Below are 18,711 nucleotides of genomic sequence, written 5' to 3'. Positions count from 1 at the left end.
ATTTATAAAAAGTATGGATATGTTGATTGAAATAATTAATAAAAATGAAGAATGTTATATCTTTGACCCAATGATTCCAACAGAGAAAATAATTTTAGGTATTGACCCGGGAACAGCCATTATGGGTTTTGGTCTGATTTCGGTGAAAAAGGGGAAGATGGAAATGATTTCTATTCACGAGCTTATTTTGAAAAAATATCCGAACCATGAAACAAAACTTAAATATATTTTCGACAAAACATTGGCTCTTATTGACGAGTTTCATCCGGACGAAGTAGCACTGGAAGCTCCTTTCTTTGGTAAAAACGTACAGTCGATGTTGAAACTAGGCCGCGCTCAAGGTGTTGCAATGGCGGCAAGTCTTCACAGAAATATTCCTATTACTGAATATTCTCCAAAAAAAATAAAAATGGCCATCACCGGAAATGGGAATGCAAGTAAAGAACAGGTTGCGGGAATGCTTCAAAGCCTTTTAAATTTAAAAGAATTTCCCACCAAATATCTTGATGCTTCTGATGGATTGGCAGTTGCCGTCTGTCATCATTTTAATTCAGGAACGATTGCTGATACCAAGTCTTACACGGGATGGGATAGCTTTCTGAAGCAAAATCCTGATCGGTTGAAGTAAATTATTTTCTTTGATAAACGTCTTCAATTTCGGTCACCTTTCCATTAATAATATCATTGTAAATGACTGAAAACTTATTCTGTGAGTAGATCTTATACTGTTCGTTTTTCTTAAGATCATATTCTGTGTAAGAAACAGAACTTTCACTGATTGTAACAGGAAAATCATCTGACTGGCTCTTGATTTTACAGTCTTTACCTGTCGCAAATATTTTAGTCATCAGTGTTTTCTGATTTTCATTTTTAAAAACCAGTTCGTATTCTTTCATACATTCATGAAGAGGATAAATTTTTGTTTCATTTCCGTCTTTATAGTTTTTCTGCACAAACTTCCAGGAACCTAAGAAAAATTTTGCCTTATTTTCATCTGTTGTGTTATTTGTAATCTTCTGTGATTGACAGCTAATTGTAAGTAAGCTAAAAAATAATATGCTCAACAATTTTTTCATATTGCTAATTTAGATATAAAAAAGAAGCCCTTTAAAAAAAGGGCTTCTTGTCAATTAATTATTAAGGAATTTCTTTGATCCTTTTTGATCGCCGTCAGCATAACTGACAATGTATGTTCCTTTAGTTAACTGTTGGTTGATCTGAATTTCATTTGTTTTAGCATTTCCTTTCTGTATCAGTTTTCCGCTCATATCATAGATTTGATAATCACCAAACTTAGCATTGCTGTTACCAAAAAGCTGAAGTTTGTTGTCTGCTTTTACATAAACAATCTTAGTTTCTGATTGATTTTTAATCTCAGAAGTTGATAACGATCCCAATACTTTAACTGCATAATCTTCAACCTGTCCGTATTGTAATTGAGAGCAAGCTGTAAATTCCGGAAGAACCGCAGAGTTTAATGTAGCAGCATCAACCCCAACTCTCATTCTTAAATATGTATTTTGTACTGCAGTTGCTGATGGAATGACATTCACAGTCAGCGTACTTGCCGCACCCGCTGTCATAACACCAGACAAAGTGTTGGTAACCAATTCTGCATCTTCAAAAGATCCGTTATTGTTGTAATCAATCCAGACTTTAATTCTGAATTTATCTGCCTGATTAAAACCATTCATAAAGGTTACCTTCAAAGGAGTTGCAGTTGTAGCCGGAATTTCTGTAGCATAAGCAGGTCGTATACAATTTGCATTTGCATAATCTGCATAATAAACAGGATTGGCTTCATCAGAATCATATCCGTTTGTAAGACTGTTGATATTTCCGAAAACCACTCTGTACGGTCCGATCGCAAAATTATTATTAGCAGCATTCACAATACCTGCAGGATTACATAGTGCATTTACTACCGAAACCGGTGATGGAATAATTGTCGCCGGATCTTTGGCTCCTAATGAATTAAGAAGATTTTTTCTGTACTCCATCATCATCAAAACTGCTCTGTCACGTTGCCCGTCAGTAAACTTTCGCTCAACATTTGTATAATTCATAATATTATACTGTGTACCGTCATAATTCTGACTTGTACAAGGATCGATGGCATTATTATTTGGAACATTCACGCCATACATACTTCTTGATGGAGAGGTATCACACACTCTGTCACCATCTGTTGCACAATTATTGTTTACAGGACAGCTGGTTTGGTTGGTGTAAGCAACCCCCTGAAAGGTATGATACAAACCAAAGGCATGACCCAGCTCATGAGTAAGCGTTGTATCATTAGTATTCTTGATTGTTGCAACTTTCATGAAACTTTCGTAACTATAATCATACGAATCCGGGAACATTGCATATCCCATTAATCCGTATGATAATTGCTGCTGCCCATCAAAACCGATTACTACATAAATATTAAAATAAGAATTTTCCGGCCAATGCGGAGCCAGCTGGTTTTTGATAGCATAATCACTTGCACCACTGCTACTTGACATTCTTACACCTCTCGTATCATACAGAGGAATTGTGCTTCCGTTGTATCGTATGATTCCTGTAGTTGGCATACAGCTCGGTGATCTTTTTGCCAATACAAGTCTGAAAGGCATTACTGCTCCTCCTGTAGGACCATTCCCCTCCGGATAGAAACCATTACCAAAAGTTGTGGCATACATACTGTTTGCTCTGCCAATCCAATCAATAATTTCCTGATCAGTAACTGCAAGATTAGTATTCGCCGCAGCTTGGGATTCTATAACATGTACTACGACAGGAATTTCATAAACTTGCCCTGTATAAAGTCCGTTCCATGATGTTGTAGCCCCAGATTTTGTAAGAAGAGATTGTTTATCATCATAAAATTTTTGGTCAGCTTCTATTCTTTTCCTTTTTAAATCGGGATATCTTTCATCATTTCTTTTCATTACCACATCAAATCCACAGTCTTTATGTAAATCCTGCGAAAATGAATTAATAAAAAACATAAGTACTAAAATGGTACTGATTCTTTTCATTTTTCCTATTATTTTTAAATATTTGGCTGCAAACCTATCATTTTTTTACCAATTATTAATTATACAAAGTGATAAAATTTAACAATACCTTAATATTTAACATTAATTAATAGATATTAAATTAAAATTTAAACATTTGAATAGCAATTTCTCTATACTTGGCAAAACATATTACTATTTGTAACAACGGTATGATTTTTAATACTAATTTTGTATAAATTTTCAATAATGAAAAACATTCAACAAACTATAAATCAGAACAGTCATCACATTAATTGGTTTCAGAAATTTCTGATGATCTGCTCAGGGGGTAACATTCATATCCTCAGAAAAACGCCCAGCGAATGGAATAAATTCTCCGGTATCGGCGGTATCGTATTATTTACAGCAATATTCGCCACACTTTCTGCAGGTTACGCAATGTATACCGTATTCGATGACCTCTGGATTTCCGTAGGATTCGGAATTTTGTGGGGATTAATGATCTTTAATCTTGACCGGTATATTGTTTCATCTATTAAAAAAACAGGTACTTGGTGGAACCAGATCCTGATGTCAATCCCGAGATTGATTTTGGCTACATTTTTAGGAATTATTATTTCGAAACCTTTAGAGCTTAAAATTTTCGAAAAGGAAGTGAATAAGCAACTGAATACCATTATTCAGAGAAACAAAAAACAGCTTCAGGGCGAGATGAGCGGAAGAATTCTGCAACAAAGCGGTCCATTTGATACAGAGAAAAAACAAATTTCAGAAAAAATCGCTCAATATCAGAAGTCGTACGATTCTGCTGCTGTGGAATTAGAGAAAGAAATTTTAGGAAAACAGTCAGATTTGACAAGCGGGAAAGAAGGCTTCGGGCCCAATGCCAAACGAAAACAGGAACTAAAAGAACAACGCAGGGTTGATCTTGAAAACTACCAGAAACAGACCGCTCCGAGATTGGAATATCTAGATAAAGAAATTTCTAAAGTCTACACCAATCTGGAAACTGAAAGAAAATCCACAGAAACTATTGAGGATAAATTTAATGGTTTTGCAGCGAGACTTCAGGCTTTGGATGAATTAGGAAAAAACTCAGCCATTATTGCAACAGCTGCTGCATTTATTATGGGACTCTTTATCTGTCTTGAGATTTCTCCAGTTTTAGTGAAGTTGATTTCACAAGTAGGACCTTATGATTATCTTTTAGAAAAAACTGAAAATGACTTCAGATTATATTCAAAAGAAAAAATCGAAAAAGGCAATTACCTCACCGATTTCCGGATCGATGATTTTAAAGATAATCTCAAAAAATAATTTTAATACAAGCCTTTCAATAAAACTGAAAGGCTTTTTTGTTTCAATCAATGAAATCTAAACATTAAATTTATTCTAAATCTTGTGAAAGGAATATTATTTGCAGACAACAAACTATGCCTTCAAGTGTCGTCAATCATTATTTCTATTTCCCCAAAACTGAAATATTAAGAATTATATATCAGTCAGGCTCGATTTATGATTACTTAAAAGTTCCGCAGGAGATTTTTGAGAAATTCAGAGCGGCAAAATCAAAAGGACAGTTTCTGAATGCAGTTATCAAACGAAAATTCAGATTCAGAAAAATATCTTAATTAAATTAAAACCCAATTACAAAATAATACTATGATACTAGAAAAAGGAACCTCCGCTCCCGACTTTGAACTGAACGCAACTCCGGATCAGAAACTTAAACGTTCTGATTTTTTAGGTAAAAATTTAATCTTAGTTTTTTATCCAGCAGACTGGAGCCCCGTTTGTGGAGATCAGGTCGTACTATATAACGAAATGCTCAGTATTTTCCACAAATACAACGCTGATATTGTAGGAATCTCTGTTGACAGCTCGTGGTGTCATGATGCATTCAGCTCAGACAGAAAACTGCATTATCCTCTTTTAGCAGATTTTAACCCGAAAGGTGAAGTTTCGAAAGCGTACGGCGTTTACAATGAAGAAAACGGAACCTCACAAAGAGCCTTATTTGTAATCGACGGTGAAGGGATCATCCAATGGAGCTACTTATCTCCGGACGGAATTAATCCAGGCGCAGACGGAATCATCGAAGCATTAGAAACATTAACAAAAAATCAATAAATATGTCTTTAACCATACCAGTAAATGAAAATGATCACATTGTAGGTGATCCGAATACCGCAAAAATAGTTTTGGTGGAATACGGAGATTATGAGTGTTCTCATTGCGGAGATGCTTTTCCGGTCGTTAAAAAATTTGTTGATGAAAATATAAAAGAAGTCGCTTTTGTTTTCAGAAATTTCCCTTTGAAAGATGCTCATCCAAACGCAATGGCTGCGGCTACGACTGCCGAAGCTGCGGCAAAACAAGGGAAATTTTGGGAAATGCATGATTTGATTTTTCAAAATCACGGTAGTGTTGACAAAGAATCTTTAGAAGAACTGGTAAAAACGGTTGGACTTGACAATGATATGTTGAATGAAGACATCAAAAGCGACGGATTACAAAAGAAAATCGAAGAAGATTTCGAGGGCGGTGTAAGAAGCGGAGTCAACGGAACGCCTTCATTTTTCGTGAATGGCGAAAAATGGGAAGGCTATGACGGAACTGGAGCTTCTCTTTCTTCTTTACTTTCAAATTAAAAAATTAATTTTCAACAAAATAAAAAACTCACAGAAAATTCTGTGAGTTTTATTTTATTTATGATTAATCTTATAAAGAATAATTCGGAGCTTCTGAAGTAATGATAACATCATGTGGATGAGATTCTTTCAATCCGCTTCCGGTGATCATCACCATTTTAGTGTCTTTCTGTAAAGCTTCGATATCTTTTGCTCCACAGTAACCCATTCCGGCTCTAAGACCTCCTGTCAACTGGAAAATCACATCTTCCAACTTCCCTTTGTGCGGAACCCTGCCTTCAATACCTTCCGGAACGAATTTCTTAGCCTCACTCTGGAAGTATCTTTCTTTTCCGCCTCTTTTCATTGCAGAAAGACTTCCCATTCCCTGATATGCTTTGAATTTTCTTCCCTGATAAATAATTTCTTCACCCGGAGATTCGTCAGTACCTGCTAAAAGCGAACCAACCATTACAGCTCCTGCTCCACTTGCGATTGCTTTTACGATATCTCCTGAAAGTTTAACACCTCCATCAGCGATTACGGCTACATTTTTAGATTTAGCATATTCGTAAACGTTGTAAATAGCTGATAATTGAGGAACTCCAACACCTGCAACAACTCTCGTTGTACAGATAGAACCCGGACCAACACCCACTTTAAGCACGTTTGCTCCTGCTTTGATCAAATCTTTCGCAGCTTCAGCAGTTACGATATTTCCACCTACCAAATCCAAATCCGGATAAGCTTTTCTGATTTCTGAAATTTTATCTAAAACTCCTTTAGAATGACCATGTGCAGAATCAATGGCAATAATATCTACTCCGGCTTTTACCAAAGCAGCGATCCTGTCCATTGTATCTTCACCTACTCCAACTCCGGCTCCCACGATCAGACGACCATTTTCGTCTTTGTTTGCATTTGGATATTCTAGCTGATTGTCAATATCTTTAATAGTAATCAAACCAACCAATTTATATTCTTTATCTACAATCGGAAGTTTTTCCACTCTGTTTTTAAGAAGAATTTCTTTGGCTTTTTCTAAGTTTGTGCTTTTATCGGAAGTAATCAGATGTTCTTTCGTCATGATTTCTTCGACTTTCATATCAAGATTTTCCTGATATTTCACGTCTCTGTTGGTAATGATTCCGATTAAAACATTATCCGGATCTACAACAGGAAGACCTGAGATTTTATATTTAGCCATTGTATCTTTAGCCTGAGCCAAAGTATGATCTTTTGTAAGAGTCACAGGATCAGAGATCATTCCGTTTTCCGAGCGTTTTACACGGTTTACCTGTGCAGCCTGCTCAGCAATCGTCATGTTCTTGTGTATGAAACCTAATCCACCCACTCTTGCCAGTGCAATAGCGAGTTCGCCTTCCGTTACAGTATCCATCGCTGCAGAAACTATCGGAACATTAAGCGTGATTTTATCGGTAAGTCTTGATTTTAAAGAAACCTGATTAGGTAAAACTTCTGAATAAGAAGGTACGAGAAGAACGTCATCGAAAGTGATGGCTGTCTCTACAATTTTGTTATGAATAGACATCTTTACTTTCTTGCAAAATTAAGGCTTTTTAGCGAGATACGAAAATCCAATTTAATAGTTTAAATAAAACTTAACAATCAATTATATTTATTAAAAAAGTCGCAATCTTAATGACTGCAACTTTCAACAATATAAAAATAAGTTAATATGAATTATTTGTCTGAAACATGACTGATCATCTGAGAAATATCATCCGCTGTAAAACTTCCTTTTACATCTACAAAAACCAGATCCTTATCTGAATTCACCGTGATCAGCATATTTTTAATGTCTTCACCTTTCTGTTTTACTCTTATGTTGACGTTATTGCCATCATGTTTTATCGTTGCCCAGTCTTCGTAATTGTTATCATTTAAATAACTGGCATAATCTTTCAGCATCTTTTTGTTTCCGTTTTCTACGGTGAGCACTTTTATTTTAGAGACTTTTTTCACCAATGCAATGACGGCTTCATTGTCACCTTCTTCCCTCAAAGCTTTTTTGATGTAAGGTTTAGCTAAAAATAATGGCACATTGATGCTTACGAATTTTGCTCCTTTATAATCATATTCTGATTTTGAGAAAAAAGCCATATTTGGTTTTTCTGAGACGATACAAGACTGCATCAGAAACATTATACAAATGGTAACGAAGATTGTTTTTAAGATTTTCATGGCAATAGAATTATTTAGTTGATTGATGAAAGACTTCCGCCAGATACTTTACTGACATCAGAATCAATTTTTGGGTTTCCTTTATATTTTACGGATCCTCCTGAAGATGCCTTCACTCTCATTTTATCCTGAACATTTACTGAAGCGCTGCTTCCTGATGTAGATTCTACTTCTGCAACATTTACACGAAGGTTTTCTGCTTTACAAACCGCCCCACTGCTCACATCAAACATTCCGAAATCTGCATTTCCTTCTACATTTGCACTTGCACCGCTTGAGCTTTTCAGCATGATCTTTCCGGAAGTGATATTGGCTTTTACATTAGAACCCGAACTTACGGTAAGGTCTGTTGTATTATTGACCGTAAATTTTCCCACAACACTAGATCCTGATGAAGCATCAATTTTCAGATTGTTTTCTTTAATAGAATTTACAACCGTAAAAGTAGAGCCTGAAGATGTTTTTATACCATCCATTTTTGGAGAAGAAATATTAACGCTCAGGTTTTTAAATTTCATTTTTTTTGCACCTTTATTATCAATATACACTTTCAAAACACCGTCATCCACTTTTGTAATAATATTCTGAAGTTTATCTGAATCTGCATAAACCTTTACGCTGGTTGCATTTTCCTGTTTGAAAACCACATTTACACCTGTGCTCACTTCGATTCCTGAAAAATTGCCAACATTTCTGTTTTCTCCGTTAAGATAAGACGACGTGCTTTCTGAATTAAAGCTGCTTCTTGTTGTCGAAGTTATAGATGAAGTTGTATGAGTTTCACTTGAATTGATGATTTTATTGACGTCATCCATTGAAAGTTTACCATCAAGCATTACGAGAATATTTTCGCCTCCACCGCTGTCAATTCTCAACAGAATATCTTCAAGAATTCCGTCTTTAGCTTCAGAAGACAGAAATTTGATTTTGCTTTCACCATTATTCACCGACATGATTTCGCTATAATTCATGTTTTTAAGGTAAGATGTGATTTCTTTATTTAACTGGGAAATATTGATAAGATTTTTTGCATTGTCAGAATCTTCGGTGATTAAAACTTTCAAACCATTGATTTTGGCAAGCAGAGGTTTAATCTGATCCAGTTCAGAATCTGCAATATTGAGATTGCTGAGCATCCCAAACATTGGTTTTGCAATTTTGATAGAGGTGACACCTTCTACTTCCTGATATTTATCAAAAAGCTGATCCAGTTTTTCCTTTTGCCCGTACACATTGAAAAAATGTGAAAAAGCGAGTGCGAATATGATGAATATTTTTTTCATGACTTTAATTTAAATTTTAGTTGACTACAAGCCGCCTGATCAGTTGCGTAATCTATATTGATTGTTCTATTAGTATTCTACATTATCCATTACTTTCGGCTGTGCCAATGCCTGATTGACATTGTTTGCAACTACCTGAAACGAATATTTTGTAACATTAATGGCCTCTTCCATGTTATCGATTCTTTTTCCGTTGACAATGACATAAGAATCTCTGTATCCGGTGGAATCTTTTATATTTTTAACAGCCGTATTGCTGACATATCTTGGCTTTGTTTCCTTTTTAATTCTGCTTTTCTTAGAAAGAATTTTATCTAACACATCTACTTCAGCCAGAGAACTTTCCTGAAAGATGGAATCTTTTTTGGCTCCTGAAACTGAGTCACTGCTAAGGACTGCAACCTGAGTCTGACGCTCGTGATTTTCCTTAATAAAATCAGATTTCTGCTTTTGAATTTCATTAGCAACCAATTGTGCCTGATTTTCTACGTCTGCATTTTGGTTATTATTAAAAATAAAACCGACAGAAAAAATCAAAACTACGCTTGCTGCCATCCAAAACCATTTTGGAAATGAAGGTTTTGCTTTGCTGATAGGAATAATTTCAGCATTATCATTGGCATTACCTTCTGCCTTTTGAAGAAAATCTTCAAAATCCCAGTTCATTTTTTCGTCTTTTAAGTCCTTTAAGACTTCTTTATATTTATCCTGATATTGTTCGTTGCTCATAGCTCATCAGTTGTGAGATTTGTTCTTTTACTTTTTGTCTTGCCCGCATAAGATTGACTCTTACTGCATTTTCTTCCATTTCCAGCATTTCAGAAATTTCAGACACATCATACTCTTCTACATCTTTCAAATGAATGACCATTTTCTGTTTTTCAGGAAGCTGATTGATAAAACCAATAATATGCTCCTTCAGATTATTCACATCCATACTGTAGAGTTCCGACCTGTGAAGCTGCAGATCCGCAAAACCTAACTTCACGTCGTGGTGTTTCAATCGGTTGAGGCATTCGTTTTTTACAGATTTTAATGCGTAGGATTTTAAATTTCCAAACTGTTCCAATTCTTCTTTTTTCTGCCAAAACCTGATCATTAAATCCTGCACTACATCTTCTGCCTCATCGCTGCTCATGACAAACCTTTTCGCAAAACGATACATCTCATCTTTGAGAGTGAAAACCGTATTTTTGAAAGTCTCTTGGGTCATAAGTTTGTTTCTATAAGTAAGACATCTAAAAACTGAAATATATTACATGTAAAACAAAAAAACTTCAAAAAAGTTTGAAGTTTCATTAATATCTTGTTTAATATTCGTCAAAAATATGTTTCAAAATTGCCTTGTCATCGTCTGTTAGAGGCAGTTTTCTTCTTGCCATTACTTTCTCGGCAACTTCGTAGGCTTTGTCTAATTTAAATCTTTCATCATCTTTAAATCCACCCCAAGAAAAGTTTTCTATTAAATTTGGCGGAAATCCTTCTCTGAAAATATTGGAAGCGACGCCAATCACCGTTCCCGTATTTAATTGAGTATTGATGGCAGTTTTAGAATGATCTCCCATAATCAAACCGGCAAACTGCAAACCAGTATCTTCAAAATGTTTGGTTCTGTAATTCCAAAGTTTTACGTTAGCATAATTATTTTTCAGATTTGAAGAATTTGTGTCGGCACCGAGATTACACCATTCTCCGATTACAGAATTCCCTACAAAACCATCGTGACCTTTGTTAGAATATCCGAAAATAATGATGTTATTCACCTCGCCACCTACTTTAGAGTGGGGACCAACCGTAGTTGCACCGTATATTTTTGCTCCTAAATTAAATTTGGATTCTTCACACAACGCAATCGGACCGCGAAGATTGCAGCCTTCCATTACTTCTGCATTTTTTCCGATATAAATCTTTCCGGGTTTTGTATTGATTGTTGAAAATTCAATTTGCGCCCCTTCTTCAATGAACAAATCTTTTTTGTCACCTAAAAATCCGTTGGTTGAAGATAATTGCTGAGAGACTTTTCCCTTCGTTAATAATTCAAAATCAAAATCAATTGCTTTATCGTTGTATGTAAAAAGGTCGGTTGGTTTTTTAAAGAAAATCAATTCTTCTTTGATGTCGGTCATTTTCTCGATTTGATTCAGAGAAAAACCTTTCATATTGATCTTTGCAGCAATCAACTCATCTTCATAAACCAAAGCTTCACCCAATTTCAAATCTTTAATTTGCTGAATCACCGCTTCAGTCGGCAAAAAATTCGTCACCAAAAACAAACTTTCAACATCTTCCGGATTTTTAAATTTACCCTGAAGATAATTTTCGGTAAAGTAAGAAACTTCTGATTTTTCCAAGATTTTCTGCCATCTTTCTGAGAACGTAAGAATTCCACATCGCATTTCTGCAACAGGACGGGTAAAAGTAAGCGGAAGGAAATCTTCCCAATATTGTGCATCTGAAAATACTAATTGCATCGTTCAGTTTTAAATTTAAAGTTTATAATTTGAGATATTCAATGTTCAACAAAAATACAAATACTAAAAATAGTAAAAGGGAAAACTTCAGTTATTCTTATGATGTAAGCATTAAATAATTTACAGAGTTAGATTCCTCCGGAATAACAAACGTTACTTTAAAAATTAAAAAATGTGTCAATTTAAAGAATTCATCAATAAAAAGTCAATAAAAAAAGTCTCCCAAAATTTAGGAGACTTTAAATATCTTTAAAACAAAAAATTACTTAGAGAATTTTTTGTATTTATTCATGAACTTATCTACTCTACCTGCAGTATCAACTAACTTAGTCTTTCCTGTGTAGAAAGGGTGAGAGCTAGAAGAGATTTCCATTTTGATCAATGGGTATTCTACACCTTCGTGCTCGATAGTGTCTTTTGTTTCAGCAGTAGATTTTCCTACAAATACCTCGTCGTTACTCATATCTTTGAAAACAACAAGTCTATAATTTTCTGGGTGAATTCCTTTTTTCATAATACAATTTTTTAAAAAAATTAAAGTTTTGCTTTCGAAATAGTAATGGTATTTCTCTGCTAAATTTTAGGTTGCAAAAATACAATATTTTTTATAATATACAAATACTTGAGCAATAATTTTTTAAGGATATGAAAATTGAAGTATTTTCGTTAAATTTGGAATCTATATTAAATTTTACTTTCGATGAAATTCAAATTACTTCTGTTTTGTTCTTTCTGGATGCTTGTTTTTGCAGTTTCTTGTAATAAAGATGAGATTTCTTTTGATGCGCCGTCTCAGGAACTGAGTTTCTCAAGAGACACCGTATTTTGTGATACGGTTTATCATCAGGTACGATCTGAAACCTATGCTGTGAAAGTTTACAATAACGAAGACAAAGACATCATGATCCCCAAGATCAATCTTGAAAAAGGCTCTGCTTCTTTATATAAGATCAATGTTGATGGAAAAACAGGACATGAATTTACCAATGTGCCTTTGAGAAAGAAAGACAGCTTATATATTTTCGTTGAAATTGCACCACAGGCGACAGGTCCTGAAGCAATTGCTGAAGACCGCGTGATTTTTACAAGTCCGGCTGGTCAGCAACACGTCACTTTATTTTCTGTGGTTCAGGATGCGGAGTTTTTTATTCAGACCCCTTCGAATCCTAATATCTTAAGCAATAATACAACCTGGACAAATAATAAAGCTAAAATCATATATGGTGATCTTACCATCGATCAAAGTGTTACCTTAAATATTGAGGCGGGAACAAAAGTGTATTTTCATAAAAACAGCGGAATGAAAGTTGCCGGAGGGGGAACTTTAAATATTAATGGGACTCAGAGTGAGCAGGTAATCATGCGGGGAGACAGAAATGATCCTTATTACGATACAATTCCTAAAAACTGGAACTCTATCAGAATGGCAGCCGGTTCTCTTTTAAATATGAATCACACTAGGCTTTTCGGAGGAACAAAAGGTCTGGATCTAAGAGAAAGCACCGCAACGATTAAAAATTCATTCATCCATACATTCCAGGAATACGGAATTTATGCCGTTGCATCGACGGTCAATGCAAATAATTTAGTCATGAATAACTGTGGAGAATCTGCTATCGGAATTTTCAAAGGAGGAAATCATTCTTACACCCACGCAACGATTGCGAATTATTCGGGAACCATGGGTTCTCTTAACCGATTGGGAATTTTTGCAACCAATGAATTTAAAGAGGAAAACGGACAAACCGTTTACGGAGCATTGCAAAATTTAAATATTCTCAACAGTATTGTTTATTCGGACAGAGATAATTCAATAATTCTGGAAAAAGTTGGTATGAACCAGTTTCAGTACTTAATTCAAAACTCATCCATAAAATACAGCGGAGTTTCCGGTGCAGGTTATATGTTTGATAACAATCCTACGAACAGTGTTATTCAAACCGTTAAAAATGAAGATCCGAAATTTATCAATTATTTCACAGCCCAGATGGATTTACGTGTAAAAGCAGATTCCCCTGCAAGAAATAAGGGTTCGGTTTTAATCGCTGCAACTGTTCCGACAGATATTGCAGGTGTTACGAGAACTACTAATCCAACTCTGGGAGCTTATCAGTAAGATAATTTAAAACGTTTAGCCTTATTCTTTAAAATGGAAATCACAAATCTCCAACAGCAAGTTGACGAATGGATTAAAACCATTGGCGTTCGTTATTTTAACGAACTGACCAATATGGCAATGCTGACCGAAGAAGTAGGCGAAGTTGCAAGAATTATCGCCAGAAGATACGGAGAACAAAGCGAAAAGGAAAGCGACAAAACCAAAGATCTTGGTGAAGAATTGGCTGATGTTTTATTTGTCACCTTATGTCTAGCCAACCAAACCGGAACGAATTTACAGGAAGCTTTTGATAAAAAAATGAAAGTAAAAACTGACCGTGATAAAGACCGTCATCAGAATAATGAAAAATTAAAATAAGATATTAGATGTCAGATTTCAGACATTAGATTATTAAAAGTCTGAAATCTGCTGTCTTGAATCTTAAATCTGAAGAAATAATGAAGAAGCTAGAAAAATCAAAACTAACAGGAAATAAAACCATTCAAATCAGCGGTTCGAAAAGTATTTCGAATCGTTTGTTGATTTTGGAAAGTTTATTTTCTGATATAAAAATCGGGAATTTATCCAATTCTCAGGATACACAATTACTCAAAAAGGCATTGTCTTCAGATTCTGAAACTGTTGATATTCATCACGCAGGAACTGCGATGCGTTTTTTGACCTCTTATTATTCGATTCAGGCAGGAAAAACCACCATCCTTACTGGTTCCGGAAGAATGAAAGAACGACCGATCAAAAATCTTGTTTCGGCTTTGCAAAATTTGGGAGCAGACATTGAATATTTAGAAAATGAAGGTTTTCCGCCTTTGAAAATTACAGGAAAGAACATTACTCAGTCAAAAGTAGATGTTCCCGCAAATATTTCGAGCCAGTTTATCACTTCCCTCCTCTTAATTGCTGGAAAATTAGAAAACGGATTACAAATTAATTTGGTTGGTGAAGTTACTTCAAGGTCTTATATTGAAATGACGTTGGATATTTTAACCCGATTCGGAATTAAAAATACTTTTCAAGGTAACACAATCAAAGTAGAATCATTTATCAATAATCATTCATCAATTATAAATTACGAAGTAGAAAGCGACTGGAGTTCTGCTTCTTATTTTTATTCATTTTCGGCAATTGGAAGAGAAATTATTCACCTGAAAAGTTTTTACAAACAATCTACTCAAGGAGATTCTGTGATTGCTGATATCTATGAAAAGTTTTTTGGAATTAAAACCATTTTTACGGAAGACGAGCATAAATTGACGCTTCAACCCATTGAAAATTTTCAGTTCCCTGAAAACATCGTTTTGGACATGAATAATTGTCCGGACATCGCACAAACACTTTGTGTAACAGCGGCAACATTGAAAATACCTTTTGAAATTTCAGGGCTGGGAACTTTGAAAGTAAAAGAAACTGACCGACTTTTAGCTTTACATAACGAATTAAAAAAATTAGGAACAGAAACTGAAATTACAGATTCAACGATAAAATCTTTGGCGTTTAAGAATGCGGAAAAAAATATTTCCATAAAAACCTATCAAGATCACAGAATGGCAATGAGCTTTGCACCGTTTTGTTTAGTCAAAGAATTAAATATTGAGGATGAAAATGTTGTGGAAAAATCGTACCCGATGTTTTGGGAAGATTTAGCAGAGATTTTAAATTCAAATTAAATGAAATTAATTTTTCACCTGGAAAAACAATTATTGATGAACAATATTCTTCTTGTGGAGAAAATGAAACTGAGTTCAATGATTATCATAAAGAATTCATTCATAAACCCGGTTCTCTTGTAAAAATGAATAATTTTACACCAAGAGAAAATAAATTCAAAATTCCTAATTCAAATAAATATTTCTATTATTAAATGTCACAAACAATTATCATCACCGGAACTTCTTCAGGAATCGGTTTCGTTTTAGCAGAATATTTCGGGAAAAAAGGTCACAAAGTTTACGGTTTGAGCCGAAAATATACCGAAAGTCAATATTTCAAATCAATTCCGACTGATATTACAGACAACGATGCCGTACAGAATGCTATTGCTGAAGTTTTAAAAACAGAAACCAGAATTGATGTTCTGATCAACAATGCAGGAATGGGAATGGTAGGTTCTGTAGAGGATTCTACTAAAGAAGATATTTTAAAATTATTCAACCTGAATCTGGTTGGAGCCGTTCAAATGATGAGCGCTGTTTTACCGAAAATGAGAGAAAATAAATTCGGGAAAATCATTAATGTTTCCAGTATCGGAAGTGAGATGGGATTGCCATTTCGTGGGTTTTACTCGGCTTCAAAATCGGCTTTAGATAAAGTTACCGAGGCGATGAGATATGAAGTCTATCCTTGGAATATTGATGTGTGTTCGCTTCATTTGGGCGACATCAAAACAAATATTGCAGAAAACAGAGTGAAAACAAAAGTGTCAGAGCCTTACAGAAATGTTTTCGACAAAGTCTATGCTTTAATGAATTCTCATGTCGGTGACGGAACAGAACCTTTGGAAGTTGCAGAATATGTTGATACACTTTTAACTAAAAATAAGTGGAAAGCTCATTATTATTTCGGTAAATTCGGTCAGAAAATCGGAGTTCCTTTGAAATGGATTCTTCCGCAGGGAACTTATGAGAATTTAATGAAGAAATATAATAAACTGTCATAGATTCAGTTATTAAACAAGTTTTAAATATAAATTTTCCAAATTAAAACTGCATTTTTGTCATTCCTTAGGAATCTAAGCTTTTTATTTTTAATAACCACTGCGTAGATTCTACGGAATGACAAACAAAAATTATATTTTCTATTAGTTGAAATTATTTCTAAACATATTTTTTGTGCTGTTCTGCGTTTTTGTACAAGCGCAGAAGAAGCAATATTTCCTGATCGATTCTGAAACGAAGGTCAAGAAAAAGGTCAAAGATTCTGCTTCTGCGGTGAAATTTCTCGATTCTTTGGCGCAAAGTAATTACTTTTTTACCGAATTAAAAGACGTAAAAGTAAAAGGAGACAGCACAGAAATCTTTTATAACAAGGGAAAAAATTTCAACGAGACATTTGTTACTCTTTCAGATTCTATTGTCAGAAGACATAAAACAGAGAGAGAATTTTTCACTAAAAATTTAGATTCAACCAAAAAAGTAATCAACAAAAAATATATTGATGAAGGTTTCGCATTCAGCAGAATTAAGTCTAAATATAAAGGTCAGAAAGATGGCTATCCTATTGTAGAACTCGACATTAATAAAAATGACAAACGAACGATTGATGGGTTTGTAGTAAAAGGCTACTCAAGAGTTCCTAAAAGGTTTATAAAAAATCTGGAGAAAGAGTTTAAAGGAAAAACGTACGACGATAAAAATTTAATTTCGATAAATAAAAACTTCCAAAGTCATGCATTTGTAAGTCTTGAACGACCACCACAAACTCTTTTCACCAAAGATTCTACGCAGATTTATCTTTTTATGGAAAAGAAAAAGACAAACAGTTTTGACGGTGTTATTGGTTTTGGAAATGATAAAACGGAAAAATTCACTTTAAACGGAACGCTGAATGTCAATTTCAGGAATATGTTCAACGGTTTTGAAACTGTGAATTTATATTGGCAGCGAAATCCTGATAAAGGTCAGAATTTTGATCTTCAGGCAGACATTCCTTACCTTTTTAAATCTAATGTCGGTTTGAATATGAAAGTCAATATCTTCAGACAGGATTCTACTTTTGCTAACGTAAAAGCACTTCCGGCATTATATTATCATCTGAACAGCCGAAATAAAATTGGTCTCCGAGGGACTTTTGAAAACTCAACAATCATTGACTCACTTTATGTTCAGGGAAAAGATTATAACAAAAAGGGAATCGGAATCTGGTTTGAAATGGTGGAACCCACAGATATTGATCTTTTTCTCTATAAAACTAAGATCAATGCAGGATACGATTATCTTACCACGATCTATACAAAAGACAATATTACTGCTCCACAAAATCAGTTTTACTTTTTTGGAGAACACAATTATCACATCAACGGAAATCACTTTCTGAACATCAAAGCCGAAGGTGCGATGATGGATTCTAAAATAGATTTCTCCGCCAACGAACTCTACCGCTTTGGTGGCTGGAATTCCCTGCGAGGTTTTAATGAAAGTTCTCTCGCAGCAGATTTTTATTATTATGGAGGCTTAGAATACCGCTATCTCATCGGAAATCAGGCTTTTTTTGACGTTTTTGGACAATATGGTCAGCTTAACAACAAATCGCTTAATGTAAAGCCTAAATTGTATAGTGTCGGGCTTGGTTTTAACTTCTTTATTCCGATAGGCTTGATGAGTTTCCAATTATCAAATGGTAACGAATTCGGGAATCCTTTTAAATTCAATGATATTAAAATTCACTGGGGAATTCTGAGTAGATTTTAAACTTGTTTTTAATTATTTGGATTTACTGAATCTCATTAAGTATTTATTTATTTTTTAAATGAAACTTTGTCTATATTTTCAGATTGAATTTGACAGATATATACAATGGCTTAAGTAATGGAAATAAGGGTTTAAGAAATCAATTAATTATTATGATTTAATCTAATAAGCAAAATGATTAAATTATAATTTAAATATTACTCTTAAAGCTCATTGTATCCTGTAATTTTATTTCTATTCCTCTAACATTTAGATGAATGACGTTTGCTTATTTATTCGATAGAGCAATGGCTATAATTACTTATTTGCTAACAACAATCCCAATAAACCCGAAAACTATATTGTACTTGATACAATAAAAATGAACTTTAAACTGTAATTTTAGAGCCAGAGCTTTTAATTATGATCTCGTATAAAAACTCATACTGGAATATATAACTTTGAATATTGAAGTTTTATTTTACTTTTTATAAAGTAAAAAAGGATATAACAAAAAAAAAGCTCCTTTATCGGATGATAAAGGAGCTTTAAAAAAAAGACTGGCGGCGACCTACTCTCCCGCTTTCGCAGTACCATCGGCGCTGGTGGGCTT

General features: G+C 34.4%; 19 protein-coding genes. 10 read left to right on the top strand and 9 right to left on the bottom strand.

Translation table 11 applies throughout. The features are described 5' to 3' along the window. The first annotated feature begins 73 nt into the window (after positions 1-73). Positions 74-628 carry a crossover junction endodeoxyribonuclease RuvC gene (gene ruvC / locus AC4FQ5_RS12690; RefSeq protein WP_491144092.1) on the top strand — a complete coding sequence of 185 codons (555 nt, stop codon included), beginning with the start codon at positions 74-76 and terminating at the stop codon, positions 626-628. A 1-nt stretch (position 629) separates the two neighbouring features. Here the strand turns inward: ruvC and AC4FQ5_RS12685 are convergent, their stop codons facing one another. Further along, positions 630-1,076 carry a hypothetical protein gene (locus AC4FQ5_RS12685; protein ID WP_491143832.1) on the bottom strand — a complete coding sequence of 149 codons (447 nt, stop codon included), beginning with the start codon at positions 1,074-1,076 and terminating at the stop codon, positions 630-632. Between the two features lie 54 nt (positions 1,077-1,130). Next, the gene (locus AC4FQ5_RS12680) at positions 1,131-3,026 is read right to left on the bottom strand and encodes a zinc-dependent metalloprotease (RefSeq protein ID WP_491143830.1); all 1,896 of its coding nucleotides are present in this window, start codon (positions 3,024-3,026) and stop codon (positions 1,131-1,133) included. A 228-nt stretch (positions 3,027-3,254) separates the two neighbouring features. On the opposite strand from AC4FQ5_RS12680, the gene AC4FQ5_RS12675 reads away from it, so the two are divergent. The 4 genes from AC4FQ5_RS12675 (at position 3,255) to AC4FQ5_RS12660 (ending at position 5,659) form a co-directional block, all read left to right on the top strand. Beyond that, positions 3,255-4,325: a DUF4407 domain-containing protein gene (locus AC4FQ5_RS12675; protein ID WP_491143828.1), complete on the top strand. Its 1,071-nt coding sequence runs from the start codon at positions 3,255-3,257 to the stop codon at positions 4,323-4,325. A 116-nt stretch (positions 4,326-4,441) separates the two neighbouring features. Further along, positions 4,442-4,639, top strand: coding sequence for a KTSC domain-containing protein (locus AC4FQ5_RS12670; RefSeq protein ID WP_491143826.1), 198 nt, complete (start codon positions 4,442-4,444; stop codon positions 4,637-4,639). Between the two features lie 31 nt (positions 4,640-4,670). After that, complete coding sequence (locus tag AC4FQ5_RS12665; protein ID WP_491143825.1) at positions 4,671-5,138, top strand: redoxin domain-containing protein; 468 nt, start codon at positions 4,671-4,673, stop codon at positions 5,136-5,138. Between the two features lie 2 nt (positions 5,139-5,140). Beyond that, positions 5,141-5,659 carry a DsbA family protein gene (locus tag AC4FQ5_RS12660; RefSeq protein WP_491143823.1) on the top strand — a complete coding sequence of 173 codons (519 nt, stop codon included), beginning with the start codon at positions 5,141-5,143 and terminating at the stop codon, positions 5,657-5,659. Positions 5,660-5,729: 70 nt separating this feature from the next. On the opposite strand, the gene guaB is transcribed toward AC4FQ5_RS12660, so the two are convergent. The 7 genes from guaB to AC4FQ5_RS12625 all read right to left on the bottom strand — a co-directional run bounded on the left by guaB (position 5,730) and on the right by AC4FQ5_RS12625 (position 12,111). Further along, positions 5,730-7,190: an IMP dehydrogenase gene (guaB, locus tag AC4FQ5_RS12655; RefSeq protein WP_491143821.1), complete on the bottom strand. Its 1,461-nt coding sequence runs from the start codon at positions 7,188-7,190 to the stop codon at positions 5,730-5,732. A gap of 152 nt (positions 7,191-7,342) precedes the next feature. Then, complete coding sequence (locus AC4FQ5_RS12650) at positions 7,343-7,843, bottom strand: DUF4252 domain-containing protein (protein ID WP_491143819.1); 501 nt, start codon at positions 7,841-7,843, stop codon at positions 7,343-7,345. A 14-nt stretch (positions 7,844-7,857) separates the two neighbouring features. Then, positions 7,858-9,126, bottom strand: a complete 1,269-nt coding sequence (locus AC4FQ5_RS12645) for a DUF4252 domain-containing protein (protein WP_491143817.1) — start codon at positions 9,124-9,126, stop codon at positions 7,858-7,860. 69 nt (positions 9,127-9,195) lie between these two features. After that, complete coding sequence (locus AC4FQ5_RS12640) at positions 9,196-9,855, bottom strand: hypothetical protein (protein ID WP_491143816.1); 660 nt, start codon at positions 9,853-9,855, stop codon at positions 9,196-9,198. Further along, positions 9,830-10,339, bottom strand: a complete 510-nt coding sequence (locus AC4FQ5_RS12635) for a GFO_1088 family ECF-type sigma factor (protein ID WP_300352389.1) — start codon at positions 10,337-10,339, stop codon at positions 9,830-9,832. The genes AC4FQ5_RS12640 and AC4FQ5_RS12635 overlap by 26 nt, the downstream gene beginning before the upstream one ends. Before the next feature lie 97 nt (positions 10,340-10,436). Beyond that, a complete protein-coding gene (locus AC4FQ5_RS12630) occupies positions 10,437-11,597 on the bottom strand; it encodes a GlmU family protein (protein WP_491143814.1) in 1,161 nt (386 codons plus the stop codon). Positions 11,598-11,859: 262 nt separating this feature from the next. Continuing rightward, complete coding sequence (locus AC4FQ5_RS12625) at positions 11,860-12,111, bottom strand: type B 50S ribosomal protein L31 (protein ID WP_129535844.1); 252 nt, start codon at positions 12,109-12,111, stop codon at positions 11,860-11,862. A 186-nt stretch (positions 12,112-12,297) separates the two neighbouring features. Here AC4FQ5_RS12625 and AC4FQ5_RS12620 point away from each other — a divergent pair, with 186 nt between their 5' ends. From AC4FQ5_RS12620 to AC4FQ5_RS12600, 5 genes are all read left to right on the top strand, one after another. Further along, positions 12,298-13,713: a hypothetical protein gene (locus tag AC4FQ5_RS12620; RefSeq protein ID WP_491143812.1), complete on the top strand. Its 1,416-nt coding sequence runs from the start codon at positions 12,298-12,300 to the stop codon at positions 13,711-13,713. Between the two features lie 33 nt (positions 13,714-13,746). Then, positions 13,747-14,073: a nucleotide pyrophosphohydrolase gene (locus tag AC4FQ5_RS12615; RefSeq protein ID WP_229986198.1), complete on the top strand. Its 327-nt coding sequence runs from the start codon at positions 13,747-13,749 to the stop codon at positions 14,071-14,073. 80 nt (positions 14,074-14,153) lie between these two features. Further along, positions 14,154-15,380 carry a 3-phosphoshikimate 1-carboxyvinyltransferase gene (locus AC4FQ5_RS12610; protein WP_491143810.1) on the top strand — a complete coding sequence of 409 codons (1,227 nt, stop codon included), beginning with the start codon at positions 14,154-14,156 and terminating at the stop codon, positions 15,378-15,380. A 194-nt stretch (positions 15,381-15,574) separates the two neighbouring features. Then, positions 15,575-16,369: an SDR family oxidoreductase gene (locus AC4FQ5_RS12605; protein WP_491143809.1), complete on the top strand. Its 795-nt coding sequence runs from the start codon at positions 15,575-15,577 to the stop codon at positions 16,367-16,369. A 172-nt stretch (positions 16,370-16,541) separates the two neighbouring features. Continuing rightward, a complete protein-coding gene (locus AC4FQ5_RS12600) occupies positions 16,542-18,119 on the top strand; it encodes a BamA/TamA family outer membrane protein (RefSeq protein WP_491143807.1) in 1,578 nt (525 codons plus the stop codon). Positions 18,120-18,711 lie beyond the last annotated feature (592 nt).

It is taken from the genome of Chryseobacterium sp. DT-167 (assembly GCF_058310155.1).
This window is presented reverse-complemented; position numbering and strand designations above follow the sequence as displayed.

What these genes read in the sequence shown, in the direction of transcription:
- AC4FQ5_RS12685 (WP_491143832.1), bottom strand. Translation starts at nt 1,076, where the DNA reads ATGAAAAAATTGTTGAGCATATTATTTTTTAGCTTACTTACAATTAGC.
- AC4FQ5_RS12680 (WP_491143830.1), bottom strand. Translation starts at nt 3,026, where the DNA reads ATGAAAAGAATCAGTACCATTTTAGTACTTATGTTTTTTATTAATTCA.
- AC4FQ5_RS12675 (WP_491143828.1), top strand. Translation starts at nt 3,255, where the DNA reads ATGAAAAACATTCAACAAACTATAAATCAGAACAGTCATCACATTAAT.
- AC4FQ5_RS12670 (WP_491143826.1), top strand. Translation starts at nt 4,442, where the DNA reads ATGCCTTCAAGTGTCGTCAATCATTATTTCTATTTCCCCAAAACTGAA.
- AC4FQ5_RS12665 (WP_491143825.1), top strand. Translation starts at nt 4,671, where the DNA reads ATGATACTAGAAAAAGGAACCTCCGCTCCCGACTTTGAACTGAACGCA.
- AC4FQ5_RS12660 (WP_491143823.1), top strand. Translation starts at nt 5,141, where the DNA reads ATGTCTTTAACCATACCAGTAAATGAAAATGATCACATTGTAGGTGAT.
- guaB (WP_491143821.1), bottom strand. Translation starts at nt 7,190, where the DNA reads ATGTCTATTCATAACAAAATTGTAGAGACAGCCATCACTTTCGATGAC.
- AC4FQ5_RS12650 (WP_491143819.1), bottom strand. Translation starts at nt 7,843, where the DNA reads ATGAAAATCTTAAAAACAATCTTCGTTACCATTTGTATAATGTTTCTG.
- AC4FQ5_RS12645 (WP_491143817.1), bottom strand. Translation starts at nt 9,126, where the DNA reads ATGAAAAAAATATTCATCATATTCGCACTCGCTTTTTCACATTTTTTC.
- AC4FQ5_RS12640 (WP_491143816.1), bottom strand. Translation starts at nt 9,855, where the DNA reads ATGAGCAACGAACAATATCAGGATAAATATAAAGAAGTCTTAAAGGAC.
- AC4FQ5_RS12635 (WP_300352389.1), bottom strand. Translation starts at nt 10,339, where the DNA reads ATGACCCAAGAGACTTTCAAAAATACGGTTTTCACTCTCAAAGATGAG.
- AC4FQ5_RS12630 (WP_491143814.1), bottom strand. Translation starts at nt 11,597, where the DNA reads ATGCAATTAGTATTTTCAGATGCACAATATTGGGAAGATTTCCTTCCG.
- AC4FQ5_RS12625 (WP_129535844.1), bottom strand. Translation starts at nt 12,111, where the DNA reads ATGAAAAAAGGAATTCACCCAGAAAATTATAGACTTGTTGTTTTCAAA.
- AC4FQ5_RS12620 (WP_491143812.1), top strand. Translation starts at nt 12,298, where the DNA reads ATGAAATTCAAATTACTTCTGTTTTGTTCTTTCTGGATGCTTGTTTTT.
- AC4FQ5_RS12615 (WP_229986198.1), top strand. Translation starts at nt 13,747, where the DNA reads ATGGAAATCACAAATCTCCAACAGCAAGTTGACGAATGGATTAAAACC.
- AC4FQ5_RS12610 (WP_491143810.1), top strand. Translation starts at nt 14,154, where the DNA reads ATGAAGAAGCTAGAAAAATCAAAACTAACAGGAAATAAAACCATTCAA.
- AC4FQ5_RS12605 (WP_491143809.1), top strand. Translation starts at nt 15,575, where the DNA reads ATGTCACAAACAATTATCATCACCGGAACTTCTTCAGGAATCGGTTTC.